The organism is Flagellimonas ulvae, from assembly GCF_049333175.1.
Classification (GTDB): Bacteria; Bacteroidota; Bacteroidia; order Flavobacteriales; family Flavobacteriaceae; genus Flagellimonas.
In genome coordinates, this window is record NZ_CP186325.1 from 1,664,931 (window position 1) to 1,688,960 (window position 24,030).

The window sequence follows — 24,030 nt, forward strand, 5'->3', positions numbered from 1 at the left end:
AGAGTTTCTTTACACCTTTTACCCATAAAAAGGAAATTATCAAATGGTAAGTCAAGCTTAGGCCCATGAAAAGTTTATTTTATAGTTTGAATATGAGATCAATCAAAGGAATGATGGATTTCCAAGATTTCTTTACTATGTAAGTGTTGATTGATTTGTTGCTCATAAAAGTTAATTGAACGCAATTTTCTTTGAGTTAATAATTTGATTTGATCACCCTTAAAAGGAGAATCGTTCTCAGATGCATTACCATAAGCCAATATACCTCTTGCCTTATTCAATTCTCCAAATTCTATAACTGCAGTGTAAGCAGACCCTCCTGCAAGTTGATACTTAAAACTATTTATAGGTTGATAGAAACCGGCATTAAAACTTCCTATCTCACCTAAGCCCAACCCACCGTCAACGGTATAATCCCCATACTTAGTTTTATAGACGGATTTCCATGGAACATCTAAACTTCCATAGCGTTTTAAGGTTCTTTTAGCGGCATTTAATAATATTTGCTTTGCGTTATCGGTAAGCGTATGTGGTGTGTTCAATGGGTCATTTAAATCAAAATCAGTTTGAAACATCTTCTTCTTCCTAGCCATGAAATACCAGTTGACGAAAAGAACAGCCCCAACACTTTCATTATCTAATTTTTTGTCCCATTCCTGCAAAACCTTTGATGCCTTGATGAGAACGGTATCATTTGATTTATTTGCAAAATCAATAAGTTCATCCAAACACCTATCCGCCATTTCAGAGTAGGTAGATGATTGCATTTCCTCCAAATCTTGAAAACTTAGTTTTGACTTGGATAAAAGTAACTTTATGGAACGAGTACTCCGTAAATCGAAATTGTCTGTCGCTTTCGGGGCAATGTATTGTGGATAATCAATGGGTACATCTATAAATGGATATGTACTTGTCCAAGGATTGTTATTTGAATTGGCCACAAAACCGCTTTTCGGGTTTTTGATTTTTGGTAAATCATTATAATCCACATAAGATTCAACTGGGCCTTTTAACAGAGAAGCATTTATAATGCCGGACCAATCCTTTAACTCTCCCGAAGGTCGTTTAGGTATTATCCCATTATAGAGATATAATATTTGCCCATGCTTGTCAGCATATATTATGTTTTGAAGCGGTAATTGGAGCATTTTCATGGCTTTCTCAAACTGTCTCAAATTTTTTGACTTTGCCATATTCAAGAACTGCTTATCAAAAAAAGGGCGATCTAGTCCTGACAGTCGCAAAGCAATAGCTTTATCTCTTTTTTCATCTATAATAAACCCATAGTTAGTTTCCTTAATCTTGATAACTTTCTCTTTAAAACCCTCCCCTTCTTTTATCTTGATTGTTTCGGTTCTACCTTGAATCTTTTTCCAATCTGTATTGTCTTTGTAATACCCCTCTTTAAAATCCAATTCGATTAAATCCATGGCGTCAGCTTGGTTAAAAGTCAAACCCCATCCCAAATGGTCATTAAAGCCCATGGCAATAGTAGGGCTTCCAACCAAAGAAATCCCATATACATTTAAGTTTTTGCCAGTCAAATGGGATTCAAAAAACAAGAAATCGTCGAACCAAGGAGGATGTGGCTGCATCATGAGCATCGGATTTCCATTGTCTGATTTCGAGGGTGCAATTGCCCAAGCGTTTGAGCCTGCATTTTTCCATAGACCTGCTTGTTTTTGGAGGGTAAAAGCTCCGACCATCAGATGGTAACTCATCTGTAATTTGGCCAAAGGATCACTGTTTTGTATTGGTAAGACTTGTTTTAAATACTCTTTAATACTTTCAGGATGTGCTTTACAGTAATCATTCATTCCCTGTACAAACGCTTTCAAAATTCTTTTTGTAGAAACATCCTGTGCTTCAAACCACGATTTAGCTCTGTTGGGAATGTCCAACTTTCGCAACAACACATCTTGGGTAAGGTTTTCATCCCCACCCCAGTACTCCGCAGAACGTCCTCGAGATTTCCCATATGATTTTAATATGAGATTGCAGTGTGCCTTCATTTGGGCCCAACCAAAACCATAGTAAAGTTCAGTTTCAGTTGTTCCAAAAATATGGGGGACACCCCATGTATCCCAACGAATTTCAGATTGCTTTGTTTGTTGAGCTGAAACTATATAATTCACACCTAACAAAACAACAAGTAACTTTACCCTGAATCCCATCCTAGTGACTTTAAATATTTAAGCAAAATTAGTTGAGCCTAAGATGTAGTATGTATTGAATCAAGAATCAGAACATATTTTAAAACTTTCCGTGCTTTTTTCTGTATTCGGAAGGAGTTATACCCGTTTTACTTTTGAATGCAGTATTAAATACAGACCTGGAATTGAAACCGGTATCGTACATAACTTCTTTAATGGAAAGCGTTTCTTTAGAGTTTTTCTTGAGTTTTTCTTTTGCCAACCGAATTCTGTATGAGTTAACATAGTCACAAAAGTTATAACCGATAACATTGTTTATGGCCTGAGAAAGTAATTTTGGGTGAATGCCTATGGCGTTTGAAAAATCAGAAATACTTAAATCAGGATTTAAATACGGGTTTTCCGTCATCATATGGTGTTCTATCTTTTCCGCAACTTTTTCCAAATCACTTTTCTGATTCTTATTGAGATTTCTTTTTGACATGGTGAACTTCCCTATCTCAAAATCTTGATATGATAGTTGTTGAAATGTCTGGGGGTTTTTAATCGCGTTGTATAAGATTAGGTTGATCCAAAGGAGCACGCTTAACTGAACGAATACTTCCAACGAAACTTCTATCCCTAATAATCTAACCCTGTTTACATAAAATTGTAGCAAATTAAAAAGTGTAATCGCAAACATCAAAAAAACAATACTGTACAACCACTTTGCCTGTGAACTCTTGTTTTTTGCTGAAACATAAGGTAATGTAGTGTTATAGGAATAAATGGTTTTAAAGGATAACACACAATAAATAAGCATTATGGGTAAAAGGAAATCATCCATTACCCTATAAGGACGATACCCTAAAAAAGTAAAAATGAGATACAAGAAAAAGGGAGAAAAATGAAACCAATCTATAGTCTTAAACTTAGCATCATTAAAAAGGTGAAAGCGAACGTAAAAAAAAATAAAAGGCCCATAAAGTAGTCCATAACAGTAGCTGTAAGGCGATAAAAGTTCTGCATAGTATCCATTAGTATACAGTAGGTTATAAAAAAACTGTAGTGCCAACGTAAATAAAAGAAGGGACAAAAATGTATTGCTCTTCAACTTGTAAAACTTTGGAGTAAGGAGAACAATAGCAAACAAAAGGCTTTGCCAAACCACTATTGCGTGGATAATGTTTATTGGATTAAGTTTCATTTAATGGGAAGTGCAAACCTTGATTGCAAATCGTATTTCTTCCTTAAAGTTAAGCTATCTTTCGAAAAAGACGGTTTCTTCAAAGCGGATTTATCGTAAAATTAATGATTGAAGAAATCACATTAAGTTGAGTAAAGTTCAACAAAATCAAAAACTTTAATAGTTTGATTCTAAATACGTTAATAACTCCTTGATTTCCACTTTGTAGATATTCATTCTACCATTTTGAATCTTATTATAGAAATTGACAATAGAATTATAACTATTGTATCTAGATGTTGAAGAAACAGTAGTGTCAAATTTATCACTCGAAAAAAACAAGGTTTTCCCATCCGGGCTTAATACGGGATCGGAATCCATAAAAAATGTATTCACCTTTGGACCTAAATTTATAGGTTTCCCCCATGTTCCATTGCTCTGTCTTTTAGAAATGTATAGGTCATAATGCCCAAAACCTCCTTTTCGCTGGCTGACGAGAAACATATACTTGCCGTCGGGGCTCACTTCTGGGTCTGCATCACTGGCTAAGGTATTGAGTTCATCTACCAATTTTGGTTGCGAATATTTTCCATTCTCAAGTTTTGAGATATAGATATCGCCATTTTTAGAATTGGGTCTGTTCCATGAAACGAAATGGATGGTCCCATCAGCTTGAATGGTAGGATAAATGATATCAAACTCGTCATTGATTTCCCCTTGCACTAATTTAGGTTCTGACCAATGATCTTTAATTTTTTTGACATACCACATGTTTGACCCCTTTATACCTTCAATCCCAGATGGTCGGTTTGATGTAAAATATAAACGATTTCCTTTTTTGGAAAAATAAGGGTTTGTGTCGTTATATGTGCCACTAAATGGAGCTACTTTGGGTTCGGACCATTGGTTATCTTCTTTTTCAACATAAACAATTACGGTACGTTGAAATCCAGGTAATCCCTTAACAAAAAAAAGAGTGCTTTCATTTGGGGATATAGTAGTTCCAAACTCAAAATCACTAGTTGAAACAATACCGGGTTCAACTAATTCTACCTCAAGATTCTCAAGTATTCTGTTCAGCATTTTATCTTGAGGATATATCTCGAAACTTAGAAAAAGTATCATACACAATGGCAAACAAAGATTTTTCATGAAAGAAATTTATGTGATTTTTGGACACTCCAGCTTAAAACCTTTGTATGTAATAATTCCTTACTATACTTAGGTTTTTTTGCTAACGGACAGCATCGAATACTAATATTCTGATAATAAAAGAACTACTCCTTAGATATGTTCCCCCTGATTATCTTCAATATTTTAGAATCAAAACCAACATGCTTTATACGAATACCTATTAAGATACCGCCAATTAGTAGTATGATGCTTTTCAAATAAAAAATAGCTTCGGTAAGAACTAAAGCAAGAATCATAAAAATGAACAAAAGAGCGATAATAAGAAACTTCTCTACACGCCATTGTTTTTTTTTTAAACCTGCAGAAATACTACAACCTACCTTTCTTAATACCCAATCTGCCAACCAAAAAATCAGGAAAAGCTCTACAAAAGGTTTGAGCACACCAAACAGCTTGATACTCATTGATTTAAGTTCTATCATAAACGTGTGAGTATTATCGGTTCTGGGGAAATAACTACTTGCTATAATAGAGGTCAGATAAACACTACCTCCAAGCAAAATGAAAAAAATAAGCCAATTCTGCGCTAAAAGAAAAATCTGATTGGATTCTATTTTATGCTCCTCCATTTTGTAATTGATTGATGGAAATAGCATCAATGATACAAGTTTTAACAATATTATTTTGAGAATAATTGTCAAGATAAAATCCTTACATCATTATTATCAAAATCAACTTATACCACTATTATTTTTAGACATTCAAAGAACGGATGTTACCTATATCGATAGGGTAGTAAAACATCGAAAAAAATAGTGTATTTATGAAACACTACTCTTTAGTTCTCTCAAGTCTATTTGCTTTAGCAGCTTGCCAACCAACCATGAAAGAGCAAAGTATGGCAAGAGGGAAAGAAATATATATTGCTAATTGCATTACCTGCCATCAACCAGATGGAAATGGTATTACTGGAATTTACCCTTCATTGGTAAGGTCCAATAAGATTTCCATGGACCAAACCAAACGTGCAGTGCAGCTCATCAGTCATGGCTCATTATTCGAGGGTGGAATGAAACCTATACATCTTAGTGAAAAAGAAATCGGGGATGTCATAAACTATATCCAAAACTCTTGGGGAAATGAGACTCCTGCGACATCAACCACTGAATTAAGAGCAATTATAAATAATTGACAATGGGTCATTACTCTTTAAAAATCAATAATAAGATTTATCCTGTGAATATTGAACATGATACACCACTACTGTGGGTTTTAAGGGATAAGTTAAAACTATATGGAACCAAGTACGGATGTGGTATAGCACAGTGCGGAGCTTGCACCGTTCATGTAGAAGGAATACCTATGCGCTCGTGCAGCATACCAATTGATAGTATTGGAGACAAATCTATTACTACAATTGAAGGCTTGTCCAAACAATCCAACCACCCTATACAGATAGCATGGGAGGAAGAAGACGTACCACAGTGTGGCTATTGTCAGTCAGGTCAGATTATGAGTGCCGCGGCCCTTTTGAAACGTATTCCCAATCCCACTGATAAACAAATTGAAAGAGCTATGAAAGGAAACATTTGTCGTTGCGGGACGTATTCGAGAATTCAAAACGCCATAAAATCCGCTGCAAAAAAAATCAATGGATTGCATGATGAATAGACGTGATTTTTTAAAGGTTGGCAGCAAAATTGGAGGTGGATTGGTGGTATCAATCTGCCTTCCCGCATACGGCAAATCTATTCTGTCCGATCAAAATGTAGCTGACATTGAGTTCAACAAGTTCATTTCCATAGATACCAATGGTGAGATTACCATAATGCTCACCAAACATGAAATGGGCCAAGGTACGGGAACTACCATACCGACCATTATAGCAGATGAACTGGACGCAGATTGGTCCAAAATAAAAATAGAACAAGCTTTCTATGACCCAAAATACACTTGGTTGGAAATGGGCACTACCGGAGGCAGCGGTTCAATAGCTCGGACATGGGATGCCGTTCGTACTGCCGGCGCTACAACAAAAGCCCTCTTAAAGCAAGCAGCCGCCAATAAATGGGGTGTAGACCCAATAGTTTTAGAGGTAAACAATGGTAAAGTTACCAATCGGATTACGAACCAGACATTTGGCTTTGGGGAATTGGCAAGGGAAGCCGCGAAGATACCTATACCTGAACATGTTGTTTTAAAAAAATCTAGGGAGTATGTATATGTCGGTAAATCAGTCAAAAACCGAATAACCAAAGATGTAGTTTCCGGGAACATGAGATACGGCATTGATATGGATGTTCCTGGGATGGTGTACGCTTCAATTGAAAGGTGTCCAATTTATGGAGGAAGAATCAAAAGCTATGATGATACTGAGGTGAGGAAAATGGAGGGCGTGATAGACGTATTTCCAATAGCCATACCACAAAAAATTAAAGATAGCCTGCATTCAATCATTGGATATGTTTATGATGGGATTGTAATAGTGGCCTCCTCCACCTGGATTGCTATTAAAGCACGAAAACGGCTTAAGGTAGAATGGGATGGTGGAGAAAATGCAAATAGAAGTATTGCGTCTTTAAATGAGGATATGGCCGCTTTGAAAGATTCTCCAGCTTTCATGAGTATGGACCTTGGCGATGTTGAGCTTTGTTTTCAAAATACGGAAAACAAGATTTTGGAAATGGAATACAACACCCCATATCAGACGCATGCTGTTATGGAACCTCTAAATGCTACAGCGCATTTTCAGGATGATGTCTGTGAAATTTGGGTGGGTATTCAAGACCCTGAGAAAACAATCAACAACGTATCCAAAGCTCTCGAAATACCTAAAGAAAAAGTAAAAATTCATGTTTTAAAATCTGGTGGTTCTTTCGGTAGACGTTATGCCGCGGATACCTCTATAGAAGCAGTATTTATTTCTAAGAAAATCCGAAAACCGGTAAAACTTACGTGGACCAGAGAGGATGAGATAAAGAACGATCATTGCCAACCCTATCTCAAAAATTACATAAAAGCAGCAATTACACCGGAAAGGTCGGTTGTGGCCATAGAAAATCAAGCCATTTGCACCATCAATTATGCGGTTTGGTCCACAAAGTGGGATCACTATTATGCCTTTCCCAATATTCGATGTTACCGAAGTAAAGTTCAGACATTGCTGCAATATGGGGCTTGGCGCAGTGTTGGCGAACATTCCGCGGCCTTGTCCAAAGAATGCTTTGTTGATGAATTAGCACATTACTTGGGAAAAGACCCATTGGACTATCGTTTGGAATTGTTGAGCCATGAAGTGGATTGGGGAGACCCAAAAGAAATGTCCCAGGCGGCCATTGAACGAATGCTGCCCAGAAAAAAACTGTTACGCGAAAGACAAATAGAGGTTCTATCCTATATCAAGGCAAATGGGTTATGGTCAAAAGAAACTCTGGATGGAGGTGGGAAAGGGTTGGCCATGATGTGTTTCGGAGACACTGTATGTGCGGAAATTGCAGAAGTGACCATGGAAGGAGAACTTGGTTACACGGTGGATAAGATAACGGCAGTGGTACATTGTGGTATGGTCATCAACCCGCATTTTGGCAGAGGACAGATAGAGGGAAGTATTATCTGGGCCCTGTCCGCCTTCAAATATGGTGGCGTGGAAATAGAAAATGGAGTAATCCAAAGAAGCAATTTTCATGACAATAAGGTTCTTAGAATGGATGAACTCCCAGAAATTGAAATTGTTTTTATAAAAAGCGACGAACGCCCGTCAGGCCTCGGGGAACCAGGAACGCCCCCTTTGGCCCCGGCAGTCTTAAATGCGATTTTCAATGCCTGCGGCAAAAGAATACGTAAAATCCCAGTTACAAAAGAGGATTTGATAGAATCAATCAACAGTATCGCATTATAACTGTAATTGAAAAGAACTTGCTATGCGTTTTATAGAATATCTATTTATCTTCTTCTCTTTACAATCCCTTTTGATTTCTATTTTTTTTATAGTCAACCCTAAGGGTGACAGGCTGGCAAATAGAATTTTTGCCCTTATCCTTATCCTATTTTCGTATGACCTTTTTTATTCGGTCTTATATTCTTCAAGATTTAATTTGATTTTGTATGCCCAATTGAACTTCACCTTCATTTTGCTTTTATCTCTGTATGGTCCACTTTTCTATTTTTATTTAAGACGGGTTAGTTATGGAAAAGGGTTGGTTTGGAAAGACTTGTTTCATTTGCTCCCCTTCATTCTATTGAATTTGATGTATCTAAGATTCTTCATGTTGTCCACAGAAAAGAAAATAGAAGTATTGCTTGACGGTCAATATGTTGATTACACAATCAATTCTAAATGGAATTATTTGATGATAATAACAGTACTTTTTAGTTATGGTATTCTAAATCTTATTGGATTTAGAAAAGCTTATCGAGGGGATTTTGAAATAAAGATCTGGATTAAATATATATGTAGAGGTTTTTTTCTTTTCACCCTTGCACATGTTGTTTTTTGTTCAGTAACCTATTTGAACCCTAATTTTTCCAGTTATAGCTTTGATTACTTTATTGCTGTGGTATTAGTCGATTTGATTGGTACCGTTCTCTACTTTGTCTTTATTCACCCATCTGTTTTTCATCTAAGAACACCAAATAAAAAGTTAGTACCTATTGTGAAATATGGCAAGAGCGGACTTACAGAAGAATTTTCCTTGGAAATGAAAGAAAAGCTTGAGGTACTTATGAAATCAGAAAAGCCTTTTTTGAATCCAGAAATAAGACTTGACGAATTGGCCAAAATGTTGGATGTCTCTAGAAATCATGCTTCGCAAATCATCAACGAACATTTCTCAATGAATTTTTTTGAGTTTATCAATTATTATAGAGTGGGTGTGGCAAAACAGTTGTTGTCATCTCGTACTAGAGACGTTTCAGTTACTGATGTGGCATTTCAATCCGGTTTTAATAATAGAATATCCTTTTATAAAGCTTTCAAAAAATTTGAGGGAACCTCCCCATCAGAATTTAAACCAAAAAATCAATCGGTAATATCTAATGATGTAACCTGCAACGGCTTCAATACAATAACAACTTGAATTACATACAAAAACCTTCACATTCCTATTAATAAAACTCCATACCATAGATAACATAATGAAACTAATCCACACTCATATAATAATCTCCTGTTTATTTGGCATAAGCATCGTAAAAGGGCAAAACAATAACAGAATTATTGAAAATTCCTGGCAAATTGGACTTGGGTTGGGAGAACTTCCCACTGGGGGTAGTTTTAAACCAAGCATAACTATAGGATATCATTTTACTAATAAGATATATGCTGGTTTGATTTATCAAGTAAAAGATAGAATCGAAAGAGATGACTCATCATTTAATGCTAAATCATCGGGATTAGATGGACTACTGAGTTCATCTGAGTCTGTGGCCCAGCGCTTTTTGGCACAAGTTAGATACACCCCAATCAAATATGGACCCTATCTCTCAGGAGGATTTGTTTATAATGGAAAAGATACCGAAACCATGTTATTCGATTCAAGAAATCGAGAGATAGCAAGCGAAAGCTATTCAGGAAACTTAGAGATTCAAGAAACAAGGCCAGCAGGTTGGGGAGTAGCATTTGGTATAGGATATCAGTACAATTTCAAAAATGGGCTTTCAACTGGGTTTGAATGGACCCCTGCATGGGGTCAATATCCAGAACCTACATACGAGTTTTTTGGATTTTCCACTTTATCCGAAATTGCGCAACAAGAGCTTAAAAATAGAATGAACAGAAAGTTTCGGAGAAATGTAACCAATATGTACAAAGTATTCCATCTGGGAATTGCCTACCGATTCAAATAAGTTAAGAAAAGGTACTACTCCAACATAGTACCTGTAATAAAAAAATACAGTATATCTTATCTCCGTGATTTTGGGATATGGTCTACATAACATTCTTTTAGAAAGAACAACTTTTAGAATCTAGTATTACCTAAGAAGACTTTTTGGAAATTCAATCCATCTTCTTTTTCAGATTGTAGCCCTACCTTTCAAAACCCGCTTTTTAAAAAGTTGATCTTAGAATATCTATAAAGGGTTTATTTTCTTTAAAAGAGCCTCCTTGTTAGTTCTCCCAATAGGTATACGATCTTTATCTATGTAAATAGTATTGCCAATTATTTTAGAGATTTTATCAATATTGACTATGTATGACTTATGACATCTAAAAAAATTCATTTGTGGTAAAGTTTCTTGCCAAAATTTAAGGCTGTAAGAGAGGAGAAGTTTTTTTTCCTCCAAGAAAAGTAGGGTAAAGTCGTTATCTGCCTTTATTACTTTAATGGTTTTCAAATAAATCTTAATAATGGTATGACCATCCTTGGCAAATAAAAATGCATCCTCCGGGACTGTTGCACTTTTGATATAGGTTTTTTTCTCGTTAACCTTGGATATCGCCTGAAGAAAACGTTCAAATGAAATTGGTTTTAACAAGTAGTCAGTCACAGTTAGATTAAAACCTTCAATAGCATATTCGCTGTACGCAGTGGTAATGATTGTAAATGAATCTTGTGGTATGCTTTTGAGAAAATCGATTCCATTTATCTGAGGTAAATCAATGTCCAAAAAAATCACGTCGATTTTCTTATTGTTTAACACCGCAAGTGCTTCAGGTGCATTGGTAAAGACTCCTTCCAGCTCCATATGTGGCACGTTATCAATATGCTTCTGAAGTACTTTCTGAGCGTGAAGCTGATCTTCTATTACTATACAACGGAGTCCCATTTACAAAAGGTTAAGTCTTAAATCAACTTTAAAAAGCGAGTCGGTGTTACTTATTTTTAAATCATAGCGGTTATAATAACCCAATTCCAATCTTTGTTTCGTATTCTCCAGTCCAATTCCTGAGAAACCCTCGTCTTTTGCTTTGCCGTCTTCAGATGTTGGATTTGAACAGTAAAAATGCAGTATGTTATCGGCTAAGCTTATCTCAATATGTATCACTATATCTTTTAAAATGTTGCTCATGCTGTGTTTAAAACAATTCTCTACAAATGGCAACAACAACAATGGAGCTATAGTATAGCCTTCAGCATTTATCTTATTGTTGTAAATAATCTTCCCTCTGCCTTCTAATTGAATTTGTTGAAGTTCCAAGTAAGCCTCTAGGTTCTCAAGCTCTTGCGATAGTAAAACATGTTTATTTGAACTTTCATAAATAACGTATCGCATAAGATGCGAGAGTTTTAATATCGCTTTTGACGCTCTTTCATCTGCTTGTTCGGATAAGGAGTAAATGTTGTTTAGATTGTTAAAGAGAATATGAGGATTTATTTGTGATTTCAAAAACTTAAGTTGACTATCGGATTTTTCTTTTTCTAGCTTAGTAATAAGTTGCTCCCTATTGCTAAAGTGAAAAAAGAATTTTAGTAACAAAAACGATGTCAGAGGTAAAGCATAGCCGATGAATACACTTGCTGGAGATGCAATTGGATGACTTATAGGGTCAAAATCCAAATAGGGTTCAATTAGAAATTCCTCCACGTAACCAAAGAGGAAAGTACAAATGACCAACATAGAGATAAACTTCCATGGTCTATAATTCGAATAATAAAGTGGGAATACAAAATAGTTTACAACTATCAACATTAAAACCTTATTCCAAGTTATCACCAATTCGTAAAAATGTAAGTGATAATTGTCCTTGTCAAATGCTTTTATTAGAACCAATGCCAACCACAATAAAACGATAATTATAAAATCTCTTTGAAAAAGAGTCATTGCACTTTTTACTTGCCTCTCACTCATGTATGCAATCTAGGAAAAGTAAGGGTTCTATTATAAAAAAAAATGCAAACGACAGAGTAACACGGTCAAACCTTTGAAAAAAGTAGTTTAAGAAATATACCCTTCCATAGGTATCGCCCAATTCATTGAAACACTTACCCCAAGAAAGAAGTCGTTGGGCTGTTTCTATATACGCTTGAGAGATTTCATTTTGCGAGAATACGGGATTTATAATCCTTTGAATGGAGTTAACAAACCTTAGTTATGGATAGAAAAGACTTTTTGAGAAACTCAATGATGAGCGTTACTTCTTTAGCATTTATGGGGTACTCCAAAAAGAATGACCCTCAAACTTGCTTAACACAGGCTGATGATTTGGGTCCTTTTTTCAGAGAGGGAAGCCCTCTAAACAACAATATGATTGGGAAGAGTACAGGAATACGTTTGGATATCGAAGGAAAGATATTTGATGGTCATTCTTGTAATCTTCCACTATCAAACGTTACTGTTGAAGTATGGCATGCAAGTCCTGAAGGCTCGTATGATGTATCGTCCAACGAATACCTCTTTCGGTCCAAATTGAAAACGAATAAACTTGGTGCTTACCACTTTCGTACAATCATGCCAGGAAACTATGGAAACAGACCCAAACACATTCATTTTAAAGTAAGTGCAACAGGCTACTCTACTTTGATTACCCAGCTATATTTTGAAAATGATATGGGTCAACCCGATATGCTGGCAAGAAACGCTTCCAACGATAGAATTATTCCATTACGTCCTCTAGGAGATGGTCTAGCAGGAACGTTTGATATTTTTTTACGAAAGAACAATAAATAAATGGGTAGGATAAATATGAAATTAAGAGTTTTAGGATTGTTGCTTTTATTTCTAATGCCCAAATTGGTATCCTCTCAGGACAGTTTGGATACTAGAGATGTTTACAATTATCAAATTAAGCGTGCCAAATTGCCGATAAACATTGATGGCATTATTGATAATGAGTGGAACAGTATAGAAAGTCTATCACCCTTCCACAATCACTCACCTGAAGACACGGGATATTCTGAATTAAAAACAGAAGTGAAAATCACATACGATAATCAATTTATCTATTTTCTGGGCATTTGTTATGATAATGGCAAAAGGGTAATTCAAACACTTAAAAGAGATAATGACGGTTATTTCCGTAGCGATCATCTAACCATAGCAATAGACCCAATAGGTAATAGACAAAATGGTTTTATGTTTGGAGTAAATGCAGGAGGAGCGCAGATAGAAGGAAGCCTATCCCTAGACGGGACACGTACGGAAAATGCCTTGGTTTGGAATAATAAATGGTACTCAAAAACGAAACAGTATCAAGATTATTGGGTAGTAGAAGTTGCAGTTCCTTTTAAAACCTTACGTTTTAATTCCAAGAACAAAAACTGGGGGATTGGCTTTGTAAGACCAGATATACAAAATAACAAGTTGACCACATGGACGGAGTTTCCAAGAAACTTCAATCCTGATGATCTCAATTATATGGGATCGCTGATATGGAACGAAGAAATTCCAAAAAATGGAAGATTTTTCAATTTAATTCCATACGCCACTTTTTCGTCCATTAGAGATTTTGAGAAGTCAGATGGGCCTGAGACATCTAACAAATTTGATATTGGAGTAGATGGTAAAATAGCAATCAATAGTGCATTGAATTTAGATCTAACACTGAACCCAGATTTTTCCAACGCCGATGTAGATGAGCAAGTGACCAATCTAACCCGCTTTAATATTTTTCTTCCTGAACGACGTAATTTTTTTCTTGAAAATGATGATATCTTTTCAAATTTCGGAGGTTGGGGGATAGAACCCTTTTTTTCTAGAAGAATAGGGTTAGACAACAGTCAGGTCATCCCTATTGACTATGGGGCCAGACTAACAGGAAATCTAAGCAGGAAAACTAGGGTTGGGTTAATGCATATTCGTACAAACGGAATAGACGAAATAAACTCCCAACGATTCACTGTAGGTACTATTCATCAGCAAATACTTGACAAATCAGTAATTAAGGCAATTGCCATTGATAAAACAGAAAATGACGCTACCAATGATTCTTATTCACGAAACTTAGGTTTGGAATTTGCGTATGTAGGAAAAGGCGGTAAACTAAACAATACCTTTAGAATTCACACTTCCCACACCGATGAAAATCTAGATAACAACTTGTATTATGGTTTTAGTGGGAACTTCAATACTCGTAGAATTAGAACAGGTTGGACCTTGGATGTGGTTGGTGAAAACTATATTACCGAGGTTGGCATCAATCCGAGACTTGAAAACTTTAATGCTGAAACTGGAGAAGTCGTTCGCATTGGCTTTACTAAATTCAATCCATTTTTTAGATACTTGTTTTATCCCGAAAATGAGAAAAGCATTTTTAATTGGCATGGAATAAGAACCTGGCATATAATTCATTGGAATACCAATCTAACCTTTAATGAAACAGAAAATAATTTGGCGTATGATTTTAGATTCAAGAATACCTCATTTTTGACAGTTGACATTAGATATCGTAAATTAAACTTACCTCTTCCAACGAGTTTTCTAGGGGATTTCACACCCTTACCTATAGCAAATTATAATTTTACCCAATATGGTCTAGAGTACGGAACAGACAACAGAAAGCTATTTACCAGTGACTTTAGGGCCAGTTATGGAGACTTTTTTAATGGCAATCGTTTGAATCTGCTTGCAAATGCAAATGTGCGGTTTCAACCTTGGGGTAATTTTGGTGTTTCCTATAACTACAATAATGTAAGACTACTTGACAATTTTGGAAAAAGGGAAATTCATTTATTAAGATTCAATGGGAGTATTAGCTTTTCAAACAACATGTTCCTTTCCAACGTTACCCAATATAATACGCAGACCAACAACTTTGGCATATTTACAAGGTTTCAATGGCGTTATCTACCCATGTCGGACTTGTTTGTCATATATACAGACAACTATAACACAGCAGATAATTTCAGGCCAAGGAATAAGGGTTTAGTGGTAAAAATGACTTATTGGTTTTAGTGTTATAGAGAACATCTCGTCTAAGTAATTAAGAATGATTTATACCCAACTTGAAAGTGAACAAGAAAAGCAGGGTAAAGTCAATTCTTCCGTTTACTGGTTAAGATTCCTTTAAATTTTGAACTCTAATTTTCAACCCTCCTGTTCTAAGGGAACCTTACAATTTCATTAACGAATTGATAGATCGTTTTGGTTCCGAAAAACGAACATTTTAAAGGAATCCGCTCTTTGTACTAGATCCGTCTCGTTAAATTGCCATTTCTCAAGACCTTTTTTATATCCTTCAAGTCAGTAGTGGAGATTGTCCGAGGGGTTAGCCTAATCAAATTCATGCTTTCTCCTCAGTAGTAGAGTCGAGGTAATCACAAAACGAAATCACCTGCCACTTTTATCCTCTATTTTCTATAATACCCAGTATACTGGAGATGTTTACGGGTTTTTCCAAGGTAAAATCGGCTCCTAGATTTTTGGCAACACGATCGGTGGAAATAAGATATTCTTTTTCATGCCGAAAGTACCCGGTGACTGCAATAATTAGGGAATTTTTGTTGTGCATTGCCTCATATCTTCGTATTTGCCCTATGCATTTGATACCTCCATCGGGTAGGAATTCGTTATTGCGTACATGAAATAGGTCAAGGACAAAATAATCATAATTATTGGTTAACAGTAAATTGGCCTCGTCGGCACTGGGTACTGTATCCACATGATAACCTTTGGCCATTAATGTATCCTGCCATTCTGTAGCAAGTCTATAATCATCCTCAACTATGAGGATTCTAGGTGTTTTTTCTGTCATCTTTATTTACTAATATATGTATCCATTGACAATTTCTTTCAATTTCTGTGTCTGAATGGGTTTTAGTATAACGGGTGCTTTGGGAAAAGTACTTTCATTGAGAAAAGAACTTCCATATCCCGTAATATAGTAAAAGGGTATATTTTTTTGCTTACATTCCAAGGCCACCTTAATGCAGGTTTCTTTTTTTAAGTTAACATCCAACAGTGCAAGATTGTAAGTGGTAGTGCGCAATGCAGCAAGGGCCTCATCCTGATTCGAAAATGTATCTACCTGATTTACCTGAGGGTGTGATACAACTTTCTTCATATCCCTGGCATTCAGGAAATCATCTTCTAAAATAAGTATGTTGATACTTTGGGCCCTTAAAACCTTCTCCGGTTCTTTAGCACCCTGCACCTGTTCCAGAACAAAAACGTTATCCTTGTCCTCTCCGATTAGGCCTCCAGGGATTTTGAACTTGGCAGAGAGCCCATTTTCTTGAAAATCAACTTCAGATATACCGGAAAACTCATATTTTATGGCATTTTCAATGATGCTCGTTCCAAATCCTATCTTTTTTGGAGGTGTAACGGAAGGTCCATCCAATTCTTTCCATTCAAGGAGCAAATCATCATTTTCCTTTTTCCATGATACATTGAGCTTACCCTCTTTCACAGAAAGCGAACCGTATTTCACCGCATTAGTGGTCAACTCGTGAATGATGAGTACCATCATTGGAATGATATCGGGTGTCAACATAATACTTGGTCCTTCAAGTTTGATTTTGTCAGAGTGATTGCATAGAGGAGGTATAACTTTTAGAAGTAGTGTTTTCAAATCAACAGAGTTATATGAACTTGAGGTAAGCAGGCTGTTTGCGTCGGCCAAGGCCAGAATTCGCTGTTCCAACGAATCTACGTAATGGACCACGGATTTTTCGTTTTCCGCAGTCTGTCTCGATATTGATCGTACCAAGGTCAGCACATTTCTCAGGCGATGGTTGAGTTCACGAACCACGATTTTTAGTCGCTCCGAAGTGGCTTTTTCAACCATTACCGCTCTTTTGAAGGTCTTGACCGCCACCTCCGCCACAGCAATCGTCTCGGCATCCCATAATTCGGATTGTCCCTTGTTCAATTCCGTAAAATGATTGAAAGAACTTCTGGGATGAAGACGTACTTGCGAATCTTCCACCACCACATCTTTTTTCGGATTGCCTGCCCATGCAATGTTTTGTTCCACCGCATTCCGAAAGAAATAAATAAAAATGTTTGGGTGGTCTTTATTTATTTGAAGGGCGAGCATTCCCCTAGAGTTGCCTATTCCGTTTACATGTAGCTCATTCAAATTAGTAAAATGATGAATTTCTTGCTCTTCGTTGTCCTTTATTTTTTTTGTAATCTTATGGATGGCCTTTATCGTAGGACAATCTCCGTGAATTAAAATTTTCTTATCAATTTGATACGCCACACCATCACATTTTATGAGTGCTTTGAGCTTATCGGCATACTTTTTCCAGAAGGACCTTAAATATAGCGAGTTCTGGTTTAGGGTTACAAATTCTTCTCCATCCATATGGAGTTTGTTGATTCTTTTCTCTGCATTTCGTTCCAATTGCTGTTCCAAGACCATACTGACAAGCTGCCCCACCAATTCTGCCGAATAGGTAATTTCAGACGTTAGCTTTTTTGCGTCTTTATTGTGGAGGGCAAATAGTCCCCAAAGTTTATTGTTGATTACAATTGGGAGGGTCAAGGAGGAAGCTACCCCCATATTTCTCAGGTATTGGTTATGAATAGGAGAATTTCCCCTTAATATGGCCAAACTCAAGTTTAAAGGTGGCAAATCTTTATGGGCCGCCTTAATGTTTATTCCCTCGTCCGAAGTACTGGATATATGCCGTATGGATATCTTTAGAAAGAGCTCTCTTGCAATGGGGGGGATGTCGTATGCCGGGAAACGCAAACCCAAATAGGAATCCATTTTTCCATTGTTTACCTCGGCAACTACCTCCCCAGAATCATCTGGATGAAACCTGTAGGCCATTACCCGATCATATTCAGTGATGTTTTTCAAACCCTGTACGGATTGGGCCAAAATTTCATCGACAGTTTCCAACTTTCGTATGGTATCGAGGGTCCATTTCAAATGCGAGTTGATTTGAATGGTGGATAAGGGCTGTCCCACCGGAATAAACTCAAGTACTACGTATTTGTCCACACGATACAGTGAGAGGTCTATCTCGCACTCGTTTAACACCATTATTTTCACCTGTTCTCTATGACGAAAGGCTGAACTGTGCGATGCAATGTTCGCAATAGCATGAAAATCCTCACTTTTGAACAAATCCCTTACGGAAAGCTCAAATATGTGGGCAGGGTTGAAATTTATATAATCTCCAATATTGTTAGAGGCATAAGTTATGGCCAAGGAATCAAAGTCAAAAGCCAACAACGCACCGTAACTTTGTACGAGCCCTGGAATCTCAATGGGCTCACTGTTACATGCTTCCAGTGCCTTTGCTTCAAGCTCTTTAGACCGCTGTAGTTCTTTTTCGAAGTTCATTGGAAGCTATTTTATATATGAGGTCAAAAGTATGTTGGGCGGATTCAATCACTTGGTCATCAACAAACTTCCCTTGGGTTATAATTTTTTTTAATGTGTTCATTTGATTTTTTGAATGACCTACCAACTCAGTAAAATAGTATAATGGGTGTTGTATGCCCTGTTTTCTTGCTAAGGATAAAATTACTTTAGCTCCTGAGGATGAACCGGCAAACACATAAAAAGCACCTATTTGACTACTGATATCCCTGGCGACGAACAGGTTTCCTTGCAATTTTTGCATTTCAGCATCCAAATCGAGAGCTTTTCCACCAAGGTCTTCCTGCAAGGCTCCAATCAATGCGGTATTATAAGTGTCTATTCCAAAGTTGATCTCAAGATTTCCCAATAATGGTTTGCAATACACTCTGGCTACCAGCATGGTATAAAGAAAAAGATGCAAATTTTTTGTATTGACTTCATTTTTAAAGTTGAAAACCTCTTCAACAGCTTGATGTTGTGGTTTGGTATCGAGATATAGTTTGTTTCGAAAGGAGTTATCCAAAGTGTCTTAAGTTAAAATATTTTACTACATTGAAGCTAAAATAGACTTTTTTGGTAGGATAATACAACACCAAAGAATTAAAAAATCTTTTTCAATTTTCAGTTCGCACAACTTGGTTTCTTTCTTGTAAATGAATCAATTTCATTACAGGCATGTTTTAGCGAGTTGATTTCATTGCATCAAAAAATTAGATTTTTTAACCACAAAGCCTTGACTCATACTTTTTTGCCATCAACAATCTAGGTTTAGTTCTAAAAATATCGAATAAGACTCTGCACTTTTTTTTAACATTTTCTGAGATATGCTGGAAATATTGCAGAAATATTCTTAAATTACTAAAGAATTAACTTACGTTTGCCCTCCCCAAAAAGTTAAGAGTTCCTACTGATTTATATATTTAAAGTTTTGGTATTTAATGACTCAAAAAAGTAATTCACCCTTTCAAGAGCATAGTCAACAAAAGAAAAACGATATAACAACTGAATTTCAAATTATAGCTATTGGGGCCAGCGCAGGTGGCCTTCAAGCACTTAAAGAATTTTTCAATAATGTCCCTCCAGATTGTCCACACAGTTTTGTAATTGTTCAGCATCTAAGCCCAGACTACAAGAGTCTGATGGCTGAATTGCTTTCAAAAAATACCATACTGCCAATTTATGAAATAAGGAATAACATGAAGGTTGAACCTGGCTGTATATACCTAATTCCCCCTAAAAAAAACCTTACTATAATTAACGGTAGGTTAATGTTGGTGAATAAACCGAAAGGTAATGACTTGAATTTGCCCATTGATATCTTCTTCAGGTCATTGTCTCAAGATTCAGGGGAAAAAGCAATTGGTATTGTACTAAGTGGAACAGGCAGTGATGGCACTAGTGGTACGCGAAGCATAAAAGAGGCAGGGGGAATGGTCATGGTACAAGATCCTGTTCAGGCAAAGTTTGATGGTATGCCACAGAGTGCCATTAACACAGGTTTGGTTGATTATGTCCTGCCCGTGGAACAATTGCCTGCCGAGCTTATCAACTTTATAGAACACCCTTCTTCCAACGGAGCAGTAGAAAGTCAGATTGAGAAAGATGAGGTGACCGTTGGTCGAATTCTACATCAAATCCGTAATGTGACCAAACTGGATTTTGAGCATTACAAGCGACCCACCTTAACGCGTAGAATTGCACGGAGGATCAGCGTGAACAAATTGCACAATTTAAAGGAGTATCTTGATTTTATTTATGAAAGTCCTAAAGAGGTGCATATCCTATCCCGTGAGTTTTTAATCGGGGTCACCAAGTTTTTTAGGGATTCCCGGTTCTGGGAGAAGTTAAGTCAACTGGTCATTCAAAATTTGGTCAAGTCAAAAGGGACCAACGATTTGATCAAGGTATGGTGCGTAGGGACCAGTACGGGAGAAGAAGCTTACAGTATAGCGATTTTGCTGTCGGAAGAAGTGGAACGGCAGGGGAAACAACTTGACATCAAGGTATTTGCCACTGATCTGGAGAGCAACCATCTGGAAATTGGAAGCAGGGGCATCTATCCGGAAAGTATAATAGCCGATGTTTCACCACAGCGACTTCAAAAGTATTTTGTAAGAAAGGGAGATGAATATCAGGTCGTGGAATCACTGCGCCGTATGGTCATTTTTAGTCAGCACAATGTATTGAGGGATCCCCCATTCAATAAAATGGACATTGCCCTTTGCCGCAACCTGCTCATATACATCCAGCCTCAGGCACAGCGAAAAATTATTGGGGTACTCCACTATTCGTTGAATTTGAACGGGACACTATTTTTGGGAAGCAGTGAGACCATAGGGGATTACAAAAATGTGATGCAGGAAATGGATAGGACCGCAAAGCTCTATACCAATATCAAACCGGCCAGGTCCTTGGGGATGGAACCGTTGAACTATCCCGATGTTCAAAAAATAACTCCTGTTACCTCCGTCAAAAGCTCCAATAAGGTAAAACTGGAAAACCAGATGGCGGAGCTCATGAACGAGACGGTTGCGGAGGAACTGGGTCTGGCGGCTGTTTACGTGGATAAAAACTACAATATTCTACATGCGGTAGGAGAATTTAGAAAGTTCATTGAGCTTCCCGATAAGGGTTTTAGTGTCAATATCTTAAAAATGCTGCCCGATAGCGTATCGGTCTCCATTGGGAGTACCGTTAGAAAAGCCTTAAAGCAGAACAAAAGAGTTCTGTACAAAGGAATGAAGATCAAAAAGACAAGTGGGGATGTTTTACAGGTAGACCTGCTGGTCAATCCTTTTGATATTAACCTCATTTCGAATACAGGAGGATGTATGCTACTTTTTATCCCCAAACAATTGGAAGAAGGTACTGCAACTGTAATTGAAGAAATTTCAGGGGAGAACAATATTCGAATCAGTGAGTTGGAGGAAGAACTGAAGGAGACCAGGGAAAATCTTCAAATTGTTGTCCAAGAAGTGGAGACCAGTAATGAAGAACTACAGGCGACGAATGAAGAACTTTTGGCGGCGAATGAGGAACTACAGAGTACCAATGAGGAACTGCAGAGTGTCAATGAAGAATTGCATACGGTGAATGCAGAGCTTCAACAGAAAATAGAAGATTTAGGATCGCTCAATGCCGATATGGATAATCTTTTGCAAAGCACCGATATCGGCACCATATTTTTGGATAGGGAGTTACGTATCCGAAAATTCACACCGGCCATTCGGGAGCATTTCAGTTTAAGGGATAGTGATATTGATCGCCCAATACATCATTTCACCAGTAGTTTTGGAGATGAAATAGATCTTATAAAACGTGCCCAGAAGGTCCTGGAGTATGGAAAACCCTATCAAAAAGAGTTACGTGGCAATAATGGCAATTGGTTCTTAAAGCGTATTACTCCTTACCATAACAGCAATAACTCAATCGATGGGGCGGTCATCAGTTTTGTGGATATCAATGAGCTAAAAGAGTCCGAGGCACAAATTAAAAAGAGCGAAGAGGAGTTTAGGGCACTGTATGACAATGCACCTGATATGTATGCCAGTTTTGATGCCAAGAGCACTATCATCAATTGTAATGTAAGATTGGTGAACAATCTTGGATATTCGAATATTGAAGAGGTGATAGGGCTTCATTTATCCGATTTATATCTAGAGGAAGACGCTGACAAATTGGATGAGCGCTTGAATGAATTCAAAAAGACCGGAAAAATGGAAAATGTAATGCGGCAGCTAAGACGAAAGGATGGATCAACCATTCATGTAAGTGTAAATGCTGAAGTCCTCTATGATACCGAAGGAAACGAAGACTACACCATTACGGCTTTTAGGGATGTATCCGCTATGAAAGAGGCCGAACAAAAATACCTCGATCAAAACTTGGCCTTCCAACAGGTACTTGAAGGTACCATGGCCGGATATTGGGATTGGATGATACAGGAAGGTACAGAATACTTTAGCCCTACGTTCAAACAAATGTTTGGGTATAAGGATGATGAAATGGAAAATACACCTGAATCATGGCAAAATATAATTCATCCAGATGATTTACCTGGCGTTTTTGAGGCTTTTGACAAACATGTGGAAACAAAGGGAGAATACCCTTATGATAATCAAGTACGTTACTTTCATAAAGACGGGAGCATTGTTTGGGTGCTTTGCCGGGGAAAGGTAATCGAGTGGGACAAAGACGACAAACCTGTTCGCATGGTTGGCAGCCATGTGGATATAACCCCTTTGAAGAACATAGAGGAAGAACTGTACAGTAGCAACAGGGAATTGGAACAATTTGCCTACGTGGCCAGTCATGACCTACAAGAACCTTTGCGAACAATTGTCGATTTTGTAAAGTTGCTTGAGGAAGAGTATAAAGGCAAGCTTGATAACGGAGCAGATACCTATATCCGTTTTATCACCGAAGCCTCTGAACGGATGGGCACGTTGGTCAAAGCGGTACTAGACTATTCCCGTATAGGGAATGTAAAGACAAGTACCCTTGTGGACTGCAACCAACTTTTGGAAAATATAAAGAACGATCTCACTAAGGCCATCAAGGATTCCAAAGCGGAAATCAAAATAGGTAAACTACCTAGAATTTGGGGCTATGAATTTGAGCTTTATTCGTTGTTCTTTAACTTATTATCCAATAGCATAAAGTTCGTAGAAGTAGGAAAAAAACCAAAGATTTCCCTGAGTGCAGAGCTGAAAGACAATTTCTGGCATTTCAAGCTTAAGGACAACGGTATAGGAATCGACAAAAAGAACAAGGAAAGAATCTTCGATATTTTCCAAAGGCTACATAATACTGATTCTTACAAGGGAACGGGTATAGGTCTTGCACAGTGCAAGAAGATAGTACAGCTACACGGGGGGACCATCAATGTGGAGTCGGAACTTGATAATGGAACTACATTTAATTTTAGCATTTTGAACAAACATGAAAGAGAAACTTAAGAGCATACTTTTATTGGATGACAATCCTGCGACCAACTACATCCATAAAAAGTTTATCGCAAAGGTCAATTGCGCGGAAAAGGTACTGGATTTTCAAAACGGTTACGAAGCCTTAAAATACATACGTGACCATCCCCAATCCCCTCCTGATTTGATTTTTGTGGATATCAATATGCCCATAATGGACGCATGGGAATTTTTAGAAGAGTTTGAGAAGCTGGAAGAAGGGCTACGCCAAAAGAGCAAGGTGTTTGTTCTTACCACATCATTAAGTCCAAGAGATGTGGAAAAAGCAGGGGAAATAGAGTTGATAGAGGACGTTATAATCAAACCGTTGTCAACAGATGACATTGAACGATTGATAACAGAATTCTTTTGAAAAGATGGCCCTTTTTCAATTTAATAACACTAATTAACTGTTTC

18 protein-coding genes are annotated in these 24,030 nt (G+C 37.2%); 9 read left to right on the plus strand and 9 right to left on the minus strand.

Going from position 1 to position 24,030, the window contains the following annotated elements:
• Positions 1-98: 98 nt before the first annotated feature.
• The 4 genes from ACOKFD_RS07695 to ACOKFD_RS07710 form a co-directional block, all read right to left on the minus strand.
• A complete protein-coding gene (locus ACOKFD_RS07695) occupies positions 99-2,174 on the minus strand; it encodes a penicillin acylase family protein (protein WP_422860705.1) in 2,076 nt (691 codons plus the stop codon).
• A 79-nt stretch (positions 2,175-2,253) separates the two neighbouring features.
• Positions 2,254-3,339 (minus strand): helix-turn-helix domain-containing protein, encoded by a 1,086-nt coding sequence (locus ACOKFD_RS07700; RefSeq protein ID WP_422860706.1) that lies wholly within the window; start codon positions 3,337-3,339, stop codon positions 2,254-2,256.
• Between the two features lie 156 nt (positions 3,340-3,495).
• Positions 3,496-4,470: a hypothetical protein gene (locus ACOKFD_RS07705; protein ID WP_422860707.1), complete on the minus strand. Its 975-nt coding sequence runs from the start codon at positions 4,468-4,470 to the stop codon at positions 3,496-3,498.
• Between the two features lie 125 nt (positions 4,471-4,595).
• Positions 4,596-5,108, minus strand: a complete 513-nt coding sequence (locus ACOKFD_RS07710) for a hypothetical protein (protein WP_422860708.1) — start codon at positions 5,106-5,108, stop codon at positions 4,596-4,598.
• A 167-nt stretch (positions 5,109-5,275) separates the two neighbouring features.
• On the opposite strand from ACOKFD_RS07710, the gene ACOKFD_RS07715 reads away from it, so the two are divergent.
• The 5 genes from ACOKFD_RS07715 to ACOKFD_RS07735 are packed head-to-tail and all read left to right on the plus strand — an operon-like array spanning position 5,276 to position 10,296.
• Positions 5,276-5,644: a c-type cytochrome gene (locus ACOKFD_RS07715; protein ID WP_422860709.1), complete on the plus strand. Its 369-nt coding sequence runs from the start codon at positions 5,276-5,278 to the stop codon at positions 5,642-5,644.
• Between the two features lie 2 nt (positions 5,645-5,646).
• Entirely contained in the window at positions 5,647-6,123 is a 477-nt protein-coding gene (locus tag ACOKFD_RS07720; protein ID WP_422860710.1) for a (2Fe-2S)-binding protein, read from the plus strand.
• On the plus strand, positions 6,113-8,350 hold the full coding sequence (locus ACOKFD_RS07725; RefSeq protein WP_422860711.1) for a molybdopterin cofactor-binding domain-containing protein: 2,238 nt from the start codon (positions 6,113-6,115) through the stop codon (positions 8,348-8,350). Before ACOKFD_RS07720 ends, ACOKFD_RS07725 begins: the two co-directional genes overlap by 11 nt.
• Before the next feature lie 22 nt (positions 8,351-8,372).
• A complete protein-coding gene (locus ACOKFD_RS07730; protein WP_422860712.1) occupies positions 8,373-9,527 on the plus strand; it encodes a helix-turn-helix domain-containing protein in 1,155 nt (384 codons plus the stop codon).
• A gap of 58 nt (positions 9,528-9,585) precedes the next feature.
• Positions 9,586-10,296, plus strand: coding sequence for a hypothetical protein (locus ACOKFD_RS07735; protein ID WP_422860713.1), 711 nt, complete (start codon positions 9,586-9,588; stop codon positions 10,294-10,296).
• Between the two features lie 225 nt (positions 10,297-10,521).
• On the opposite strand, the gene ACOKFD_RS07740 is transcribed toward ACOKFD_RS07735, so the two are convergent.
• Complete coding sequence (locus tag ACOKFD_RS07740) at positions 10,522-11,217, minus strand: LytR/AlgR family response regulator transcription factor (protein WP_422860714.1); 696 nt, start codon at positions 11,215-11,217, stop codon at positions 10,522-10,524.
• Positions 11,218-12,240, minus strand: coding sequence for a sensor histidine kinase (locus tag ACOKFD_RS07745; protein ID WP_422860715.1), 1,023 nt, complete (start codon positions 12,238-12,240; stop codon positions 11,218-11,220).
• A gap of 243 nt (positions 12,241-12,483) precedes the next feature.
• Here ACOKFD_RS07745 and ACOKFD_RS07750 point away from each other — a divergent pair, with 243 nt between their 5' ends.
• Both ACOKFD_RS07750 and ACOKFD_RS07755 read left to right on the plus strand, forming a co-directional pair.
• Positions 12,484-13,059 (plus strand): hypothetical protein, encoded by a 576-nt coding sequence (locus ACOKFD_RS07750; RefSeq protein ID WP_422860716.1) that lies wholly within the window; start codon positions 12,484-12,486, stop codon positions 13,057-13,059.
• Between the two features lie 15 nt (positions 13,060-13,074).
• Positions 13,075-15,282 carry a DUF5916 domain-containing protein gene (locus tag ACOKFD_RS07755; protein ID WP_422860717.1) on the plus strand — a complete coding sequence of 736 codons (2,208 nt, stop codon included), beginning with the start codon at positions 13,075-13,077 and terminating at the stop codon, positions 15,280-15,282.
• A gap of 388 nt (positions 15,283-15,670) precedes the next feature.
• Here ACOKFD_RS07755 and ACOKFD_RS07760 read toward each other — a convergent pair whose 3' ends face one another.
• The 3 genes from ACOKFD_RS07760 to ACOKFD_RS07770 are packed head-to-tail and all read right to left on the minus strand — an operon-like array spanning position 15,671 to position 19,172.
• The gene (locus ACOKFD_RS07760; RefSeq protein WP_422860718.1) at positions 15,671-16,081 is read right to left on the minus strand and encodes a hypothetical protein; all 411 of its coding nucleotides are present in this window, start codon (positions 16,079-16,081) and stop codon (positions 15,671-15,673) included.
• Positions 16,082-16,090: 9 nt separating this feature from the next.
• Positions 16,091-18,628 (minus strand): HWE histidine kinase domain-containing protein, encoded by a 2,538-nt coding sequence (locus tag ACOKFD_RS07765; protein WP_422860719.1) that lies wholly within the window; start codon positions 18,626-18,628, stop codon positions 16,091-16,093.
• Entirely contained in the window at positions 18,597-19,172 is a 576-nt protein-coding gene (locus tag ACOKFD_RS07770; RefSeq protein WP_422860720.1) for a hypothetical protein, read from the minus strand. Before ACOKFD_RS07770 ends, ACOKFD_RS07765 begins: the two co-directional genes overlap by 32 nt.
• Before the next feature lie 415 nt (positions 19,173-19,587).
• Between ACOKFD_RS07770 and ACOKFD_RS07775 the strand changes: the two genes are divergently transcribed.
• Positions 19,588-23,607: a chemotaxis protein CheB gene (locus ACOKFD_RS07775; RefSeq protein WP_422860721.1), complete on the plus strand. Its 4,020-nt coding sequence runs from the start codon at positions 19,588-19,590 to the stop codon at positions 23,605-23,607.
• Entirely contained in the window at positions 23,591-23,986 is a 396-nt protein-coding gene (locus tag ACOKFD_RS07780) for a response regulator (protein ID WP_422860722.1), read from the plus strand. Before ACOKFD_RS07775 ends, ACOKFD_RS07780 begins: the two co-directional genes overlap by 17 nt.
• Positions 23,987-24,030: the final 44 nt, after the last annotated feature.